The organism is Streptomyces sp. UC4497 (assembly GCF_054871485.1).
This window is the reverse complement of sequence record NZ_JBTYHB010000019.1, coordinates 19,544-37,640: the sequence shown is the minus strand read 5'-3', so window position 1 is coordinate 37,640 and position 18,097 is coordinate 19,544. Positions and strand designations below refer to the sequence as shown.

Sequence of the window (18,097 nt, the reverse complement as noted above, 5' to 3'; positions counted from 1 at the left end):
GACCTGGCTCATTGACGGACCCGCACTTGATCAGGTTTGGTATACCAAACTGGAAGTGCGGGTCCGACGCATGCGCGGCTCGCCAAATGCCCGAATTGGGCGGTCAGTTCACCCGTGAGGAATCGGTGTTTTCTTCGCGTACACCTCTTGATTACCGCAAAACTGGCCCGTAGCGTCTTCCCGCCAAGAGGAAACGAAGTTCCTCATCGCGGAAAATGTGGACATCCAGGAGCGCGTCATGACTGCCGTGCACGAACAGACCCCCACCGCCGGTGTCGACGGGCCCGCCCGCACCAGTCCCGGTCTCTACAGTCCCGATCTGGCCCCCACGAAGAAGGAGGGGCGCCGCTGGGGCGCGTACAACGTCTTCACGCTGTGGGGCAACGACGTGCACAGCCTGGGCAACTACGCTTTCGCCGTAGGCCTGTTCGCGCTCGGGCTCAGCGTCTGGCAGATCCTGATCGCCTTCGCCGTCGCCTCCTTGCTGCTCTTCGGACTGCTCACGCTCTCCGGCTACATGGGGCAGAAGACGGGCGTGCCGTTCCCCGTGATGAGCCGGATCGCCTTCGGCATCCGCGGCGCGCAGATCCCCGCCGCCGTGCGCGGGGCCGTCGCCATCGCCTGGTTCGGCATCCAGACGTATCTCGCAGCCGTCGTGCTCGGCGCCGTGATCAAGAAGCTGGCGCCCGGCGCCGCCTCGCTCGATCACAACTCGATCCTGGGCCTGTCCACCCTCGGCTGGATCACCTTCCTGACCCTGTGGGTGATCCAGGTCGTGATCGTCAGCTACGGCATGGAACTCATCCGCAAGTACATGGCGTTCGCCGCGCCCACCATCCTCATCACGATGTGCGCGCTCGCCGCCTGGATCTTCGTCAAGGCGGACATGTCCATCGCGGTCTCCACCGGCTCCGCGCCCACCGGGCTCGACGCCTGGCGGCAGATCCTGGAGTCCGCCGCGCTGTGGGTCGTCATCTACGGCACGTTCGTCCTGAACTTCTGCGACTTCACCCGCTCCGCGAAGAGCCGCCGCGCCATCGTCGCGGGCAACCTGGTCGGCATCCCGCTCAACATGCTCTTCTTCGCCGGCATCGTCGTCGTGCTCTCCGGCGGCCAGTTCAAGATCAACGGTGCGGTCATCTCCGGCCCCGAGGACATCGTCGCGACCATCCCGAGCACCCCGCTGATGGTGCTCGCCTCGCTCGCCTTCATCGTCCTGACCATCGCGGTGAACCTGCTCGCGAACTTCGTCGCGCCCGTCTACACGCTGGTCAACCTGTTCCCGCGCAAGCTGAACTTCCGCAAGGCGGGCATCGTCAGCGCCGTCATCGGGCTCGTCATCCTGCCCTGGAACCTCTACAACAGCCCGACCGTCGTGAACTACTTCCTCGGCGGACTCGGCGCCCTGCTCGGCCCCGCCTTCGGTGTCGTCATGGCCGACTACTGGCTGGTGCGCAAGACGCGGGTCAACGTCCCCGACCTCTACACCGATGCCGCCGACGGCGACTACCACTACCGTTCCGGGTTCCACCTGCGGGCCGTCGGCGCGTTCGCCCCGTCCGCCGCCGTCGCGGTCGTCATCGCCCTCGTACCCGCGTTCAAGTCGCTCTCCGGGTTCTCCTGGTTCATCGGCGCAGGACTCGCCGCGCTGCTCTACGTCGTCGTCGCGGACCGCAGCCGCACCGCGAACGACGTGGACGGCGAGGAGATCGCCGTTCCCGCCGCCTGACCCGTTCCACCGAAAAACAAGAAGAAAGCTGTAGCCCGCCATGCGCATTCTCGTCTGCAACGTCAACACCACCGAGGACATGACCGAGAGCATCGGTGCGCAGGCCAGGGCCGTGGCCTCGCCGGGCACCGAGATCGTGCCGCTCACCCCGGCGTTCGGCCCCGACTCCTGCGAGGGCAACTACGAGAGCTACCTGGCCGCGATCGCCGTCATGGAGACGGTCCGCGCCTACCCGGAGCCCTTCGACGCCGTCGTGCAGGCGGGCTACGGCGAGCACGGCCGCGAGGGGCTCCAGGAGCTCCTCGACGTCCCGGTCGTCGACATCACGGAGGCCGCCGCGAGCACCGCCCAGTACCTCGGCCACAAGTACTCCGTGGTCACCACGCTCGACCGGGCCGTGCCGCTCATCGAGGACCGCCTCAAGCTGGCCGGGCTCACCGACCGCCTCGCCTCCGTACGCGCCAGTGGCCTCGCCGTGCTCGACCTCGAACGCGATCCGGACGCCGCCGTCAAGGCCATCGTCGAGCAGTCCGCGCGGGCTGTGGAGGACGACCGGGCCGAGGTGATCTGCCTGGGCTGCGGCGGCATGGCGGGCCTCGCGGACGAGGTCAAGGCGCGTACGGGCGTGCCCGTCGTCGACGGTGTCGCAGCGGCGGTGACGGTGGCCGAGTCACTCGTCCGGATGGGGCTGACCACGTCGAAGGTGCGTACGTATGCGCCGCCGCGCCCGAAGCGGTTCAAGAACTGGCCGCCGAGCCAGGGCTGAGTCAGGAGTCCTTGCCGGAGTCGAGTGAGGCCGCCGCGTCCCCGGCGGCCTTGCGGGCGCCTCTGATCACGGTGTCGTTCGACGGCGCGCCCTTCGACTCGAAGTCGCTGCCGTTGTAGGTGACGGTCAGCAGCATGTTCCCCGTGCGGACCGTCACGACGGACTCGCGGGTGTCCTGCTTGTCCTTCGTCGTGAGCGAGCTCGTCACACGCGCCTCGTCCCCGAGGCCCTTGAGCGGGCTGGTCCGCTTCTCGCCGTCCCCGGCCGCGAACGCCTTCTTCGCCAGGTCGTCGGAGTCCTTCACCTCGAAGGAGACGTCGAGCCAGCGGTAGTTGTACCCCTTCAGAGCGCTCCACGAGCAGCCGCGGCGGACCGACTCGTCGGTGGCCGACAGCTCCTTGCCCGCCGTCTTGGCGTCCGGCACCAGGGACTTGACCGTCGAGGTGGGCAGCGCCTCGCAGGGAGCCGGGGGTTGCTGATAAGTCTTCGAGGCCACGGACTCACCGGGCTCGTCGGGCGCCGAGGACGACTGCGGCGCCGACTCGGATTCGTCCTTGCTCGCGGACTGCTCCGCCATGGGGCCGGAATAGGCCCAGCCCGCGCAGGCGAGCACGGCGACGGGCAGCAGGCGGGCGGCCAGGGTGACCGGGAGCGGGAGAGAACGCACGGCGTACGTCCCTTACGTCAAGGGTGGACGGCGGACGGTCAGTCTCACATGAGTTGCTGTGCGCGGATACCGCCACTTCCGTCACTGCGACATCACGCTGGGGCGTCGCCGCGGCACGTCCGCGGGAACACCGGGGCGGACCGGTAGGATCCGCAAACGTTGTTGGAGGCCGCGGGCACTGGGCCCGCCGAGGTGGTTGGGGGTCGGCGTGGCTGCTGGTCGTGTGGTGCGCTTCGACGGAGCGCGCGGTTATGGGTTCATCGCGCCGGACGACGGCGGCGAGGACGTCTTCCTGCATGTGAACGATCTCCTGATCCCCGAGTCGTACATCCGCACGGGGCTCAAGGTCTCCTTCGACATCGAGGAGGGCGACCGCGGGCCCAAGGCCTCGTCGGTGCAGCTCGCCGAGGGGGCCTCGGCCCCCGCGCCCGGCCGGCACGCGGCCGACGGCGACGACGTGCTCTGCGATGTGCTGCGCGTCGACGAGTTCACGAACGAGGTCACGGAGCTGCTGCTGCGCTCGGCGCCCTCGCTGACCGGTGAGCAGATCCTGGCGATCCGCCGGGAGTTGGTGCAGAGCGGCCGCAAGCACGGCTGGGTGGACAGCTGATCAGTACCTGAACCTCGCGCCCGTGCCGGGCGGAGGGGGAGGGCTTCGCGCCCTGATCGATCTGTAGGCGAGCGCCCCATTTGCCGCTTGGGGTTATCCAATCTTCACCAAGGGTTGTCCGGATCCCGGACAACCCTCTTGTGTGCGGACTGTATGCGAAATACGTTCTTCCGTATTCCTTGATCGCTCACCGATCGCCCACCCCTCATCTCTTGGCGGAGGTAAGCCCTCGTGCGCCGAAAAGCGGTTGCCCTGACGGCAATTGTCCTGGCGATGTCTGCGATGTCGACGTTGTCGGCCTGCGGGTCCCTGCAGTCCTCGGCCACGGAGGTGGGCGGGGAGCGGATGACCGACAACCGCCCGGTCCGTGACGGCGGAACGCTGACCGTGGCCCTCAACGCCGACCCCGACAAGCTCGACCCGACCCTCGCCCAGACCCTCGTGGGCCGCACCGTCTTCGCGGGCATGTGCGAGAAGCTCTACGACGTCAACGAGCAGGGCAAGGTCGTGCCGCAGCTCGCGACCCACGAGCCCGAGGTCTCCAAGGACGGCCGCACCGTCACCTTCGACGTACGCAAGGACGCCAGGTTCAGCGACGGCACGAAGCTCGACGCGGACGCCGTCGTCACCTCCCTGCTGCGCCACCGCGACCTCGCCGGTTCCGCCCGCGCCACCGAGCTCACCCCGCTCAAGTCGGCGAAGGCCACGGGCCCGTACAGCGTGAAGCTCACCCTGAAGCAGCCGTACGTGCCGCTGACCGCGGTGCTCGCCGACCGCTCCGGCATGGTGATGTCGCCGACCGCGCTCAAGAAGTACGGCAAGAACTTCACCAACCACCCTTCCTGCGTGGGCCCTTACCGGTTCGTCGAGCGCGTCGGCGGTGACCGCATCGTGGTCGCCAAGGACCCGAACTACTACGACGCCAAGGACGTCCACCTGGACAAGGTGATCTACAAGCCGATCCCCGACGGCAGCGTCCGCCTCGCCAACCTGCGCTCCGGCGACGTCCAGATCGGCGACCAGATGGTCCCCGTCGACGTGAAGAGCGCGCTCACCGACAACAAACTGCGGCTCTTCAACTCGCCCTCGCTCGGCTACCAGGGCATCGGCATCAACGTCGGCAACGTCAAGGGCCTCGGCCAGGCGCCCGGCAAGGTCGACACCGCGATGGCGAAGGACGTCCGCGTCCGCGAGGCCTTCGAGCTGGCCATCGACCGCGACCTCATCAACAAGGTCGCGTTCCAGGGCATGTACGAGCCCGCCTGCGGCCCGATGTCCCCGGCGTCCGCGATCGCGCCCGGCGTCAAGGCCTCGCAGTGCCCGAAGCGCGATGTCCCCAAGGCGAAGCGGCTGCTGAAGGCGGCGGGCGTCAAGGGCGCCGTGCACGTGGAGCTGAAGATCCCCACGACGCCCGAGTGGAGCCGCATCGGCCAGGTCATCCAGGCGATGGTCAAGGACGCCGGGTTCGCCCTCACGCTGCGCCCCACCGAGTACGCCACCATGCTCGAGGAGACCGACAACGGGCAGTACCAGGCCTTCCAGAGCGGCTGGTCCGGACGCCTCGACCCGGACGGCAACATCGCTAGCTTCCTCCAGACCAAGGGCGCGATGAACGCCTACGGTCTCGGCAACCCCGAGATCGACGAGCTGATCAAGCGCGGACGCACCGAGTCCGACCCCGCCGAGCGCGACAAGATCTACGCCGAGCTGATCCGCAAAGTGAACGCCGAGCACACCCTGATCTACCTCTACCGCCAGAAGAACTACGTCGTCACCGGGAAGGACGTCGCGGGCCTGCACGTCTACGGCGACGGCCTCGTCCGAGTCAAGGATGCGGGGTACGTCAAGTGACGACCGCTCAAGTGGCCGTGAAGAAAGCCACGTTGAAGAAGTCCGGGCTGCTCGCCGGGCATCCGATGGCCAAGTACGTCCTCACCCGCATCCGGCAGTCCGTCATCACGATGTTCCTCGTGTCGATCGTCGTGTTCGCCGGCATCCGCGCGCTGCCCGGCGACCCGGCTCTCGCGCTCGCCGGTGAGGAGCGCAGCCCGAAGGCGCTGGCCGCGATCCGCTCCGCGTACGGGCTCGACGACAACATCGTGGTCCAGTACGGCCGGTTCATCGGGCACGCGCTCCAGGGCGACCTGGGCAACTCCTCCCGCACCGGGCTCCCGGTCTCCGACGCCATCGCGCAGGCGCTGCCCGTCACCCTCGAACTCGCAGCGCTCTCCCTGCTGTTGGCGATCGTCCTGGGTGTCGGCGCCGGTGTCGTCGCCGCCGTGCGGCGCGGCAAGACGGCCGAGTGGATCGCCAACGCCCTTGCGCTGCTCGGCCTTTCGGTGCCGACGTTCTGGCTCGGCATCGTCCTGGTCCTCGCCTTCGCGATCGCCGTGCCGGTCTTCGCGGCCTCCGGCTTCGTCCCGTTCGGCACCGACCCGATCGACAACCTGCGCCGCATGGTGCTGCCCGCGATCGTCCTCGGCTCCGGGCTCGCCGCCGTCGTCATGCGGCAGACCCGCGCCGCGATGCTCGACTCGCTCTCCGCGGACTACGTGCGCACCGCCCGCGCCAAGGGCCTCTCGCGCCGCGAGGTCGTCGGCGGGCACGCGCTGCGCAACTCGCTCGTCACCGTCGTCACCGTGCTCGGCCTGCAGCTCGGCCACCTGATCTCCGGCGCGGTCGTCACCGAGCAGATCTTCGTGCTCCCCGGCTTCGGCAAGCTCACCATCGACGCCGTCTTCACCCGTGACTACGCGACGCTGCAAGGCGTGGTGCTGTGCACCTCGTTCGCGTACATCTTCATCAACCTGCTGGTCGACGTGGCGTACTCGGTCATCGACCCGCGCATCCGGCTCGGAGGTGCCCGGTGACCACCCTCGCCCTGACGGGAATACGGGCCCGCGCCGCCAAGAGCGGCAAGCTGCGCGCCCTGCGCAAGAACAAGCTCGCCATGACCGGCGCCGTCATCGCCGCGATCTTCGTGCTCGCCGCGCTGTTCGCACCGCTCGTCGCGCCCTACGACCCCTCGCGCGCCAACTTCGAGGACGTGCTCGCCGCGCCGAGCTGGGCGCACTGGCTGGGCACCGACGACCTCGGGCGCGACCAGCTGTCCCGCGTCGTGTTCGGGGCCCGCGCCTCGATGCAGGTCGGCGTGCTCGCGGTCGTGCTCGCCTTCGTCGTCGGCGTCCCGCTCGGGCTGCTCGCCGGGTACTACGGCAAGGTCGCCGACAGCGTCGTGTCCCGCGTCACCGACACGATGCTCGCCTTCCCCTTCCTGGTCCTGGCCGTCGGCCTCGCCGCCGTCCTCGGCCCCTCGCTCACCAACGCGACCATCGCGATCGGCATCTCGCAGATCCCGGCCGTCATCCGGATCTCCCGCGCCGAGACGCTCCGCCTCAAGCACGTGGACTACGTGGCCGCGGCCGTCGCCAACGGAGGCGGAGACGGCACCATCCTGTTCCGGCACATCCTGCCCAACGCCACCTCGGCGCTGATCGTGCAGGCCACCGTGGGCATCCCCACCGCCATCATCGGCGAGGCCCTGCTCAGCTTCCTCGGCCTCGGCGTGCAGCCGCCCGAGCCGTCCCTCGGCGTGATGCTGTCCTCCGCCCAGTCCTTCCTCGCGCAGGCGCCCTGGATGGCGGTGTTCCCCGGCCTCGCGGTCGTCGCCGCGACGCTGGCGTTCAACCTGCTCGGCGACGGCCTGCGCGACGTCCTCGACCCCCGTGGAGCGACCCGATGATCTCTGAGACCTCCGAACCAGTCCTCAGCGTCCGGGACCTGTCGGTGTCCTTCCGCTCCGACACCCGCACCGTGCACGCCGTCGACCAGGTCTCCTTCGACCTGCGCGCCGGTGAAGTGCTCGCCGTGGTGGGGGAGTCGGGCTGCGGCAAGTCCGTCACCTCCATGGCCGTCATGGGGCTCCTGCCGCCCACCGCGCACATCACCGGCTCCGTCCGGATCGGGGAGAAGGAGCTCGCGGGCGCGGACGACAGGGCGTACGGGAAGATCCGCGGCAACGAGATCGCGATGATCTTCCAGGAGCCGATGACGTCCCTGAACCCGGTGCTCACCATCGGGCGGCAGATCGGCGAAGTGCTCCGCCGACACCAGGGGCTGAACAAGAAGCAGGCACGCGCGCGTGCCGTCGAACTCCTCGACCTCGTGGGCATCCCCGCGCCGGCCGAGCGCGTCGACGAGTACCCGCACCAGCTGTCCGGCGGCATGCGCCAGCGCGTCATGATCGCCATCGCGGTGGCCTGCGACCCGGCGGTGCTCATCGCCGACGAGCCGACGACCGCGCTCGACGTGACCGTGCAGGCGGGCATCCTGGAGGTGCTGCAGTCGCTGCGCGAGCGGCTCGGCACGGCCATCGTCCTCATCACGCACGACCTCGGCGTGGTGGCCGACACCGCCGACCGGGTGCTCGTCATGTACGCGGGCCGCCCCGTCGAACAGGCGCCGGTGCACGAGCTGTTCGCCGATCCCAAGCACCCGTACACGCGCGGGCTGCTCTCCGCCGTGCTGCGGCCCGGCGGCGAGGGCAAGCGGCGGCTCCCCGAGATCCCCGGTCTCGTGCCGAGCCTCGACTCCCAGCCCGAAGCCTGCACGTTCGCGCCGCGCTGCGCCCGCGCCGACGACACCTGTACGTCGAGCCGTCCCGGCCTCAAGGCCGTCGCCGCGGACGCCGGGGCCGACGCCCCGCACCGCGCCGCCTGCTGGCACCCGCACACCCTCCAGGAGACCGCTTCATGAGCCCCGAGCAGAGCACCGGACCCGTGCTTGAACTCATCGATCTGGAACGGCACTTCGCGGGATCCACCGGCACCGTGCGCGCCGCCGACGGCGTCACCCTGACCGTCGGACGCGGCGAGGTCGTCGGCCTCGTCGGCGAGTCCGGCAGCGGCAAGTCGACCGTCGGGCGCTGCGCCGTCCGCCTCGACGATCCCACCGGCGGCACCGTGCGCATCAACGGCACCGACGTGACCACCATGTCCCGGCGCGCCCTGCGGCCGCTGCGCAAGGACTTCCACCTGGTCTTCCAGGACCCCTCGTCCTCGCTCGACCCGCGGATGACCGTCGGCCAGATCGTCGCCGAGCCGCTCAAGCTGCACGGCATCGCGAAGGGCGAGGCGGCACGCGCGCGTGTGGCCGAACTCCTCGACCAGGTGGGGCTGCGCCCCGAGCACGCCGACCGGCACCCGCACGAACTCTCCGGCGGGCAGCGCCAGCGCATCTCCATCGCCCGCGCGCTGTCCGTCGAGCCGGATCTGCTGATCGCCGACGAGCCGACCTCCGCGCTCGACGTGTCCGTGCAGGCCTCGGTCCTCAACCTCCTCGCCGACCTGCAGCGCGACCGCGGCTTCGGCTGCCTGTTCATCACGCACGACCTCGCGGCCGTCGAGTACCTCGCCGACCGGATCGCCGTCATGTACCTGGGCCAGATCGTCGAACAGGCGCCCACGCGCGAGCTGTTCGCGGACCCGAAGCACCCCTACACGCAGGCGCTGCTCTCCGCCGCGCCCGTCCCGGACCCGACGACGCAGCGCAGCCGCGAACGCATCGTCCTCAGCGGCGAGTTGCCCAGCCCCCTGGCCCCGCCCGCCGGCTGCCGCTTCCACACCCGCTGCCCGCTCGCCGTCGACCGCTGCCGCACCGAAATCCCGGCGCTGCGCACGCTGGAGGGCGGCCGGGAAGTCTCCTGCCACCTCGTCGCCGACGACGGCACGGCCCCGGACGCGGCCGCACCGCCGGACGAACTGTCGACAGCGTCTCGTACGATCCCCAGCACCCGCACCGCCACCCGCTAGGAGCCTCCTTGTTCACCACCCGCCCAACCCTGCAAGGCACCTTCGGAATGGTGTCCTCCACGCACTACCTCGCCTCCCAGTCCGCGATGGCGGTCCTCGAGGACGGTGGCAACGCCTACGACGCCGCCGTCGCCGCGGGCTTCGTGCTGCACGTCGTGGAGCCGCACCTGAACGGGCCCGCGGGCGAGGTGCCGATCATCCTGGCGCCGACCGGGGGAGAGGTGCGGGTGCTGTGCGGGCAGGGCGGGGCCCCGGCGGGCGCCACCGTCGCGCACTACAAGTCCCTGGGCCTGGACCTCGTCCCCGGCACAGGCCCCCTCGCGGCCGCGGTCCCCGGCGCGTTCGACGCCTGGATGCTCCTCCTGAAGGACCACGGCACCAAGACCCTTGCCGACGTCCTCAAGTACGCCATCGGGTACGCCGAGGACGGGCACGCGCCCGTGGAGCGCGTCGGCGAGACCGTCGAGACCGTGCGCGAGCTCTTCGAGACCGAGTGGCCCTCGTCCGCCGAGGTCTACCTCGTCGACGGCAAGGCCCCGAGGCCCGGTGAGCTGCTGCGCAACCCGAAGCTCGCCGCCACCTGGAAGCGCGTCATAGCCGAGTCGGAGGAGGCCGCCGGCGACGACCGCGTCGCCCAGATCGAGGCCGCCCGCAAGGTGTGGCGCGAGGGCTTCATCGCCGAGGCGCTGGTCCGCCAGTCGCAGCGGCCCACCAAGGACACCAGCGGCGAGCGGCACGTCGGCACGCTGACCGCCGAGGACCTCGCCGGCTGGTCGGCGTCCTACGAGGCCCCGGCGACGTACGAGTGGAACGGCTGGACGCTCTGCAAGGCCGGCGGCTGGAGCCAGGGCCCCGCCTTCCTCCAGCAGCTCGCCCTGCTCCCGCCCGAGCTGCCCGCCTACGGGTCCGCCGACTACGTCCACCTGCTCGTCGAGGGCTGCAAGCTCGCGATGGCGGACCGCGAGGCCTGGTACGGCGACGCCGCCGACGTCCCCGTGGACGCGCTGCTCTCCGACGAGTACAACGCCGAGCGCCGCGCCCTGATCGACCCGGAGAAGGCCTCCCACGAGCTGCGCCCGGGCAGCCCGCTGGGCGCCGAGCCGCGCCTGAGCGCGCACGCCCACGCGGTCGCCGCGGGCGAGGAGGGCTTCGACGCCATGGGCGTCGCGGGGGCGGGCGAGCCCACCGTGCAGAAGTCCACCTCGGACGAGGAGGTGTCCGCGAACGGCGCCACCCGCGGTGACACCTGCCACATCGACATCGTCGACCGCTGGGGCAACATGGTCGCCGCCACGCCCTCCGGCGGCTGGCTCCAGGCCAACCCGGTCGTCCCCGAGCTGGGCTTCCCGCTCGGCACCCGGCTCCAGATGGCCTGGCTGGACGAGGGCCTGCCGAACTCGCTCACGCCCGGCAAGCGCCCCCGCACCACGCTCACCCCGTCCCTCGCCCTGAAGGACGGCGTCCCGGTCATGGCCTTCGGCACGCCGGGCGGCGACCAGCAGGACCAGTGGCAGGTGCACTTCTTCCTGGCGGTGGCGCTGCGTGGGACGGTGCGCGGCGGGCTCGACCTGCAGGGCGCCATCGACGCCCCGAACTGGCACAACGACTCGTTCCCCGGCTCCTTCTTCCCGCGCGGCATGCGGCCGGGCTCGGTCACCGTCGAGTCGCGGATCGGCGAGGAGATCATCGCCGAGCTGCGCAGCCGCGGCCACGACGTGACCGTGGGCGACGCCTGGTCCGAGGGCCGCCTGTGCGCCGTCGCCCGCGACCCGCGCACCGGCGTCCTGTCAGCGGCGGCGAACCCGCGCGGCATGCAGGGATACGCGGTCGGTCGCTGACCCGTCACGGACGGTGGGCGGCACCCGGATGTCCTCGGGATGTCGCCCGCCGTTCATCTGCCGTGAGGGTGTTGTCAGTGGGCTGTGTTCTCATGGAGGCATGATCGAAACGAAGACGGAAAGCATCGAAGACTTTCCGACCACGGAAGACTTTCTGAACACGTACATCAACCACAAGCTCGTGACTGGCGTCGAGGACATCGTCCGCGCCGCCGCTGCCGCCGAGATCACCCCGCGCTTCCGGCAGCTCGCCGCCGACGAGATCGAGGAGAAGAGCGCGCCGCACGACCTCGTGACGGTCGCCGACAAGCGCGCCGAGGAGTACCTCACCCGCGAGCTCGCCGCCCTGCTGCCCGGCTCCGTCGTCGTCGGCGAGGAAGCGGTCGCCGCGGACCCGGGCTCCTACGAGGCGCTCCAGGGCACGGCCCCGGTCTGGATCGTCGACCCGGTCGACGGCACCCGCCAGTTCGTGCACGGCGACCCCGGCTTCTGCACCCTCGTCGCGCTCGCGCTCGACGGCGTGGTGCTCGCCTCCTGGACGTACGCGCCCGCGCTCGACGAAATGGCCGTGGCGGTCCGCGGCCGGGGCGCGCGGCTCAACGGAGAGGTGCTGCACGCCGGACCCCCGGCGCCCGGCACCGACCTGCGGGTCGCGACCTCGCACCCGGACTTCACGACCGACGAGCAGAAGCGCTCCCTCCTCGGCCTGCGCACGGACGGCGTGGCGCCGCGCCCGTGCGGTTCCGCGGGCCTGGAGTACCTGGGTATCGCCCGGGGCACGGTCGACGCGATCGCGTTCGGCTGGGAGCTGGCCTGGGACCACGCGGCGGGGATCCTGCTGGTCGAGGAGGCCGGCGGAGCACACCTCACGCGGGACGGGATCCCGTTCTCGATCCGCGGCGGGAACGCGTTGCCGTTTGCGGCGGCGCGGGACACGGAGACCGCGGGGCGGGTGGCGGGTCTGCTCGCGGGCTGAGCCGGGGCCTCTTGAGTCTCTTGACCGGCGCCGTGGTTGCGGACTCGGGGCTCTGCCCCGGACCCCGCGCCTCAAACGCCGGCGGGGCTGGAAAGATCGGGGCTCTGCCCCGGGCCCCGCGCCTCAAACGCCGGCGGGGCTTGATCGGCCTCAATCGCCGGCGGGGCTTGATCGGTGACCCGCGGAACGGGGCTGTCGGTGGTCCGGCATATCCTGGGCGGGCAGTGGCCATCGGCTGACAAAGGAGTCCGAAGGTGCCGTCGATGCTCGATGCCGTCGTGGTGGGTGCGGGGCCGAACGGGCTGACCGCAGCCGTTGAACTGGCCAGGCGCGGCTTCTCCGTTGCCGTGTTCGAGGCCGAGGGCACGGTGGGCGGCGGTGCGCGAACCGAGGAGCTGACGCTTCCCGGCTTCCGCCACGACCCGTGTTCGGCCGCGCACCCTCTGGGCATCAACTCTCCGGCGTTCAGGGACCTCCCGCTCGACCGGTACGGCCTCGACTGGGTCCAGCACGAACTGCCGATGGCGCACCCGTTCCCCGACGGCACCGCGGCCATACTGTCCCGGTCCGTCGCCGAGACCGCCGCGTCGTTCGGCCCGCGCGACGCGGGCGCGTACCGGCGCCTGATCGAACCCCTGCTCCCGCACTGGGACACCCTGGTCCGGGACTTCATGTCGCTTCCGCTCAGCGCGCTGCCCCGCGACCCGGTCACCCTCGCCCGGTTCGGACTCGTCGGCCTGCCGCCGTCGACCTGGCTGATGCGCCGCTTCCGCGACGAGAAGGCCCCCGCCCTGCTCTCGGGCCTCGTGGCCCACGTCATCGCGCCGCTCGGCGGCTTCGCGACCTCCGCGATCGGCCTGGTCTTCGCGCTGGCCGCCCACGCGCGCGGGTGGCCCGTCGCGCGCGGCGGCTCCCAGGCGATCTCCGACGCGCTCGCCGGGTACCTGAAGGACCTCGGCGGCGCCGTCCACACCGACTACGAGGTGAAGCGGCTCGACGACCTGCCGCCGGCCCGCGCCTACATCTTCGACACGTCGCCGACGGCCGTCGCCCGGATCGCCGGGCTCGGCCGCTATTACGACCGGTTCCGGTACGGGGCGAGCGTCTTCAAGGTCGACTACGCCCTCGACGGCCCGGTGCCGTGGACCGCGAAGGAGGCCAGGACCGCAGGCACGGTGCAGGTCGGCCCCTACCGCTCGGACATCGGCAGGGCGCTGAACGCGGCGTCGCGCGAGGGCCGCGGCCCCGAGGCGCCGTTCCTGATCACGGTGCAGCCGACCGTCGCCGACCCCACGCGCGCACCCGAGGGCAAGCACACCTTCTGGGCTTACGGGCACGTGCCGAACGGCTGGGACGGCGACCTCACGGACGCCATCGAGCGCCAACTGGAGCGCTTCGCGCCGGGGTTCAGGGACCTGGTCCTCGCGCGCGCCACGGCGGGCCCACCGCAGCTCGCGGTCCGCAACGCCAACTACGTGGGCGGCGACATCGCCTCCGGCGCGGCCAGCGGCCTCCAGCTCCTGCTCCGCCCGAAGCTCTCCCTGTCCCCGTACACCACCCCGCACCCCGCCGTGTACATCTGCTCGTCGGCCTCCCCGCCGGGGCCGGGAGTCCACGGGATGTCGGGGCACAATGCCGCGAAGGCGGTGTGGAGGAGGCTGCGCGCGTCATGACCCCTCGTAACGACCCTCAACTCGTGCTGATCCAGGGTGACATCACCGAGCAGGAAGTGGACGCGATCGTCAACGCGGCCAACTCCTCGCTGCTCGGCGGCGGGGGAGTGGACGGCGCGATCCACCGTCGCGGCGGCCCCGAGATCCTCGCCGAATGCCGAGCGCTGCGGGCCTCGCGGTACGGCAAGGGTCTGCCGACGGGCCAGGCGGTCGCGACGACGGCGGGCCGCCTCCCGGCCCGCTACGTCATCCACACGGTGGGCCCCCGCTGGTCGACGACGGAGGACCGCTCCGACCTCCTCGCGTCCTGCTACCGCGAGTCGCTCCGCGTGGCGGACGAGCTCCACGCACGCGTGGTCGCCTTCCCGGCGATCTCGACCGGAATCTACGGCTGGCCACTGGAGGACGGCGCACGGATCGCGGTGGAGACGGCCCGGAGCGCCTGCCCGGCGGGCGTGGAGGAGATCAGGTTCGTGGTGTTCGACGACCGGTCACGAGAGGCGTTCGAGCGGGCCATCTAAGCCCCTGCGGCGATTGAGCAGCGGGGTCCGGGGCAGAGCCCCGAGGCGTAGGAACGGCTGACGTACATGTCGAATTTCCGCCAGCCAACCCCTCCACCATGCCCGACGCTAGTCACATGCACACCGACACGGACCGCTGCGTACGCGCAGTACAGGCCAAGGACACCCGTTTCGACGGCGTCTTCTTCACCGCCGTCGTCACCACCCGCATCTACTGCCGCCCCGGCTGCCCGGTCGTGCCGCCCAAGCCCCGCAACATGCGGTTCTACCCGAGCGCCGCCGCCTGCCAGCAGGCCGGATTCCGGGCCTGCAAGCGGTGCCGCCCCGACAGCACCCCCGGCTCCCCGGAGTGGAACGCCCGCGCCGACCTCACCGCCCGCGCCATGCGACTCATCGGTGACGGCGTGGTGGACCGCGAGGGCGTCCCCGGGCTCGCCCGCCGCCTCGGCTGCAGCGCCCGCCAGATCGAGCGGCAGCTCCTCGCCGAGCTGGGCGCGGGCCCGCTCGCCCTGGCCCGCTCGCAGCGCGCCCAGACGGCACGTCTGCTGATCGAGACCACCCAACTGCCGCTCTCCGACGTGGCGTTCGCGTCCGGCTTCGCCTCGATCCGCACCTTCAACGACACGGTCCGCGAGGTCTACGCCCTGTCCCCGAGCGAACTGCGCGCCCGCAGGCCGCAGCGCGAGGCGGACACGGTGGCCGGCGCGATCACGCTCCGCCTCCCGTTCCGCGCACCCCTCAACCCCGACAACCTCTTCGGCCACCTCGCCGCGACGGCCGTACCCGGCGTCGAGGAGTGGCGCGACGGCTCCTACCGCCGCACCCTCCGCCTCCCGCACGGCCACGGCATCGCGACGCTCACCCCGCCGACCGCGTCCACGTACGTCGCCTGCCGTCTGATCCTCACCGACCAGCGCGACCTCACCGTGGCCATCAGCCGCTGTCGCCGCATGCTGGACCTGGACGCGGACCCGGTCGCCGTGGACGAGCAGCTGCGCACCGACCCGCTGCTCGCCCCGCTCGTCGACAAGGCGCCAGGCCGCCGCGTGCCGCGCACCGTCGACGAGGCCGAGTTCGCGGTACGCGCGGTCCTCGGTCAGCAGGTCTCGACGGCCGCCGCCCGCACCCACGCCGCCCGCCTCGTCCTCGCCCACGGCGAACCCGTCGACGACCCCGAGGGCGGCCTCACCCACCTCTTCCCGTCCCCGACGTCCCTCGCCTCCCTCGACCCGGAGTCTCTCGCGCTGCCCGGCAGTCGTCGTACGACCCTCACCACCCTCGTACGCCAACTGGCCGACGGAGAGCTGACGTTGGGTCCCGAGTCCGACTGGGAGGAGGCCCGCGCCCGGCTCGCCGAGCTGCCCGGCTTCGGCCCCTGGACCATCGAGGCGATCGCCATGCGGGCCCTCGGCGACCCGGACGCGTTTCTGCCCACCGACCTCGGAATGCGCCGCGCCGCCCAGGAGTTGGGCCTGCCCCACACCCCGGCGGCGCTCACCGCCCGCGCGGCGGCCTGGCGCCCCTGGCGCGCGTACGCGACCCAGTACCTCTGGGCCACGGACAGCCACCCGATCAACTTCCTTCCCACGTAAGGGATGCACACCATGCACACGCACAAGCAGCACACGGTCATCGACAGCCCCTACGGCCCGCTCACCCTCGTCTCCACCGACGCGACCCTCTCCGGCCTCTACATGACCGACCAGCGCCACCGCCCTGCGCAGGAGACCTTCGGCGTCCGCGACGAGCGCCCCTTCGGTGCGGTCATCGACCAGCTGAACGCCTATTTCCAGGGCGAGTTGACGGATTTCGACCTGCCGCTGGCACTGCACGGCACCCCGTTCCAGCGCTCCGTCTGGGCAGAGCTCCAGCGGATCCCGTACGGCGGGACCCGTACGTACGGGGAGCTGGCCGAGGCGCTCGGGAAGCCGAACGCCTCGCGCGCCGTGGGCCTCGCCAACGGCAAGAACCCCATCGGCGTCATCGTCCCCTGCCACCGCGTGATCGGCGCGAACGGCGACCTCACCGGCTACGGCGGCGGCCTCGACCGCAAGCGCCGCCTGCTGGCCTTCGAGCGCTCCGCCGCCACCGCCGACGCCCTGTTCTAGCCCCCGTACACCCCGTACGCCGGCATCCCCGCCGTCTCGAAGACGTGCACGGACAGGCCGCCCGCCGTGGAGCGCTGGCTGACCAGGTGCAGGCCCGCCGGGGTGCCGCCGTCCGGGAACAGGCGGCGGCCCCGGCCCACCACGACCGGGGCGATCGCGAGCCGCAGCTCGTCGACGAGGCCCGCCGCGAGGAGCGACTGGGCGAGCCGTGCGCTGCCGTGGATCTGCAGATCACGGCCGGGCTGCCGCTTCAGGGCGTCGACCTCGGCGGCGATGTTGCCCGCCAGGATCGTGGTCGGGTTCCAGTCGGCCTCGGCCAGGCTCTGGGTGGCGACGTACTTCGGCAGGCCGTTCATGGTCGGGGCGAAGGGGTGGTCGGTCATCGTCGGCCAGTCCCGCGCGAAGTTCTCGTACGTCCGGCGGCCGAACAGCAGCCCGTCCGCCCGGCCGAGCCAGCCCTCGGCGATCTCCATGAACTCCTCGTCCACGTACGGCACGAACCAGCCGCCGCGTGTGAACCCGTCGCTGGTGTCCTCGTCGGGGGAGCCCGGACCCTGCGACACACCGTCCAGCGTCAGGAACTCCTGCACCACCAGCTTCATCGGGTACCGCCTCTCGTAGGTCGCTGCCCTCAGCCTGCCGGACGCAGGGGGCGTGCGCAGCGCGACCTACGCATCGGCGAGTTCGCCGAGCAGCCGCGGCACCGCCGTCCCGATCGGCTCCCGTACGACCTCGTCGGCCATGTCGTCGTACGGGGTCGGTTCGGCGTTGACCACCACCAGGCGGGCGCCGTGCTCGGCGGCGAGGCCCGCGAGCCCGGCCGCCGGATGGACCTGGAGCGAGGACCCGACCGCGAAGAAGACGTCGCAGGCCTTGGTGACGGCGACGGCCTCGCCGAGCACCAGCGGGTCGAGGTTCTCGCCGAACATCACGGTCGTCGACTTGAGGATGCCGCCGCACACGAGGCAGAGCGGATCGTCCTCGCCCGCCTCCAGACGCGCGATCGCGTCCTCCATGGGGCCGCGCGCGTCGCACTGCGTGCACATGAACTGCCGCGCCGAGCCGTGCAGTTCGAGCACCTTACGGGCGGGCGTGCCGGCGAGCTGGTGCAGCCCGTCGACGTTCTGCGTGATGACCCGGACCGAGGTGCCCGCCCGCTCGGAGAGATCCGCGATCGCCCGGTGCGCCGCGTTCGGCTCGGCGGTCAGCGTGACGGCCCGGCGCCGCACCTGCCAGGCGCGGCGCCGAATCTCCGGGTCGTTCATGTAGTACTCGTACGTGACGAGCTTCTCGGCGTCGGGATCCTTGCGCCACACGCCGTTCGGGCCGCGGTAGTCCGGGATCCCCGAGTCGGTGCTGATGCCGGCGCCGGTGAGAATCGCAACCAGGGTCATGACCT

General features: G+C 71.2%; 17 protein-coding genes. 14 read left to right on the top strand and 3 right to left on the bottom strand.

Annotation, left to right across the window (positions count from 1 at the left end):
- The first annotated feature begins 238 nt into the window (after positions 1 to 238).
- Complete coding sequence (locus ACYSUO_RS24905) at positions 239 to 1,729, top strand: NCS1 family nucleobase:cation symporter-1 (RefSeq protein WP_461778463.1); 1,491 nt, start codon at positions 239 to 241, stop codon at positions 1,727 to 1,729.
- 40 nt (positions 1,730 to 1,769) lie between these two features.
- Positions 1,770 to 2,495: an aspartate/glutamate racemase family protein gene (locus ACYSUO_RS24900; protein WP_461778462.1), complete on the top strand. Its 726-nt coding sequence runs from the start codon at positions 1,770 to 1,772 to the stop codon at positions 2,493 to 2,495.
- A 1-nt stretch (position 2,496) separates the two neighbouring features.
- Here ACYSUO_RS24900 and ACYSUO_RS24895 read toward each other — a convergent pair whose 3' ends face one another.
- The gene (locus ACYSUO_RS24895; protein WP_461778461.1) at positions 2,497 to 3,162 is read right to left on the bottom strand and encodes a hypothetical protein; all 666 of its coding nucleotides are present in this window, start codon (positions 3,160 to 3,162) and stop codon (positions 2,497 to 2,499) included.
- A gap of 208 nt (positions 3,163 to 3,370) precedes the next feature.
- On the opposite strand from ACYSUO_RS24895, the gene ACYSUO_RS24890 reads away from it, so the two are divergent.
- From ACYSUO_RS24890 to ACYSUO_RS24835, 12 genes are all read left to right on the top strand, one after another.
- Positions 3,371 to 3,772 (top strand): cold-shock protein, encoded by a 402-nt coding sequence (locus ACYSUO_RS24890; RefSeq protein ID WP_426899301.1) that lies wholly within the window; start codon positions 3,371 to 3,373, stop codon positions 3,770 to 3,772.
- Between the two features lie 273 nt (positions 3,773 to 4,045).
- Positions 4,046 to 5,623: an ABC transporter substrate-binding protein gene (locus ACYSUO_RS24885; RefSeq protein WP_461778460.1), complete on the top strand. Its 1,578-nt coding sequence runs from the start codon at positions 4,046 to 4,048 to the stop codon at positions 5,621 to 5,623.
- Positions 5,624 to 5,688: 65 nt separating this feature from the next.
- Positions 5,689 to 6,642, top strand: coding sequence for an ABC transporter permease (locus tag ACYSUO_RS24880; protein WP_327666065.1), 954 nt, complete (start codon positions 5,689 to 5,691; stop codon positions 6,640 to 6,642).
- A 50-nt stretch (positions 6,643 to 6,692) separates the two neighbouring features.
- On the top strand, positions 6,693 to 7,514 hold the full coding sequence (locus ACYSUO_RS24875; RefSeq protein WP_461778562.1) for an ABC transporter permease: 822 nt from the start codon (positions 6,693 to 6,695) through the stop codon (positions 7,512 to 7,514).
- Positions 7,511 to 8,527, top strand: a complete 1,017-nt coding sequence (locus tag ACYSUO_RS24870) for an ABC transporter ATP-binding protein (protein ID WP_461778459.1) — start codon at positions 7,511 to 7,513, stop codon at positions 8,525 to 8,527. The genes ACYSUO_RS24875 and ACYSUO_RS24870 overlap by 4 nt, the downstream gene beginning before the upstream one ends.
- A complete protein-coding gene (locus ACYSUO_RS24865; protein WP_461778458.1) occupies positions 8,524 to 9,582 on the top strand; it encodes an ABC transporter ATP-binding protein in 1,059 nt (352 codons plus the stop codon). The genes ACYSUO_RS24870 and ACYSUO_RS24865 overlap by 4 nt, the downstream gene beginning before the upstream one ends.
- An 8-nt stretch (positions 9,583 to 9,590) precedes the next feature.
- A complete protein-coding gene (locus ACYSUO_RS24860) occupies positions 9,591 to 11,420 on the top strand; it encodes a gamma-glutamyltransferase family protein (protein ID WP_461778457.1) in 1,830 nt (609 codons plus the stop codon).
- Positions 11,421 to 11,520: 100 nt separating this feature from the next.
- Positions 11,521 to 12,396, top strand: a complete 876-nt coding sequence (locus ACYSUO_RS24855) for an inositol monophosphatase family protein (RefSeq protein WP_461778456.1) — start codon at positions 11,521 to 11,523, stop codon at positions 12,394 to 12,396.
- A gap of 254 nt (positions 12,397 to 12,650) precedes the next feature.
- Complete coding sequence (locus ACYSUO_RS24850; RefSeq protein WP_461778455.1) at positions 12,651 to 14,069, top strand: phytoene desaturase family protein; 1,419 nt, start codon at positions 12,651 to 12,653, stop codon at positions 14,067 to 14,069.
- Entirely contained in the window at positions 14,066 to 14,590 is a 525-nt protein-coding gene (locus ACYSUO_RS24845) for an O-acetyl-ADP-ribose deacetylase (protein ID WP_461778454.1), read from the top strand. The genes ACYSUO_RS24850 and ACYSUO_RS24845 overlap by 4 nt, the downstream gene beginning before the upstream one ends.
- A 116-nt stretch (positions 14,591 to 14,706) precedes the next feature.
- Positions 14,707 to 16,182, top strand: a complete 1,476-nt coding sequence (locus ACYSUO_RS24840; RefSeq protein WP_461778453.1) for an AlkA N-terminal domain-containing protein — start codon at positions 14,707 to 14,709, stop codon at positions 16,180 to 16,182.
- Positions 16,183 to 16,185: 3 nt separating this feature from the next.
- On the top strand, positions 16,186 to 16,698 hold the full coding sequence (locus tag ACYSUO_RS24835; RefSeq protein ID WP_461778452.1) for a methylated-DNA--[protein]-cysteine S-methyltransferase: 513 nt from the start codon (positions 16,186 to 16,188) through the stop codon (positions 16,696 to 16,698).
- On the opposite strand, the gene ACYSUO_RS24830 is transcribed toward ACYSUO_RS24835, so the two are convergent.
- Entirely contained in the window at positions 16,695 to 17,300 is a 606-nt protein-coding gene (locus ACYSUO_RS24830; RefSeq protein WP_461778451.1) for a dihydrofolate reductase family protein, read from the bottom strand. The genes ACYSUO_RS24835 and ACYSUO_RS24830 overlap by 4 nt on opposite strands.
- Positions 17,301 to 17,366: 66 nt before the next feature.
- Positions 17,367 to 18,092 carry an SIR2 family NAD-dependent protein deacylase gene (locus tag ACYSUO_RS24825; protein WP_461778450.1) on the bottom strand — a complete coding sequence of 242 codons (726 nt, stop codon included), beginning with the start codon at positions 18,090 to 18,092 and terminating at the stop codon, positions 17,367 to 17,369.
- Between the last annotated feature and the right edge of the window lie 5 nt (positions 18,093 to 18,097).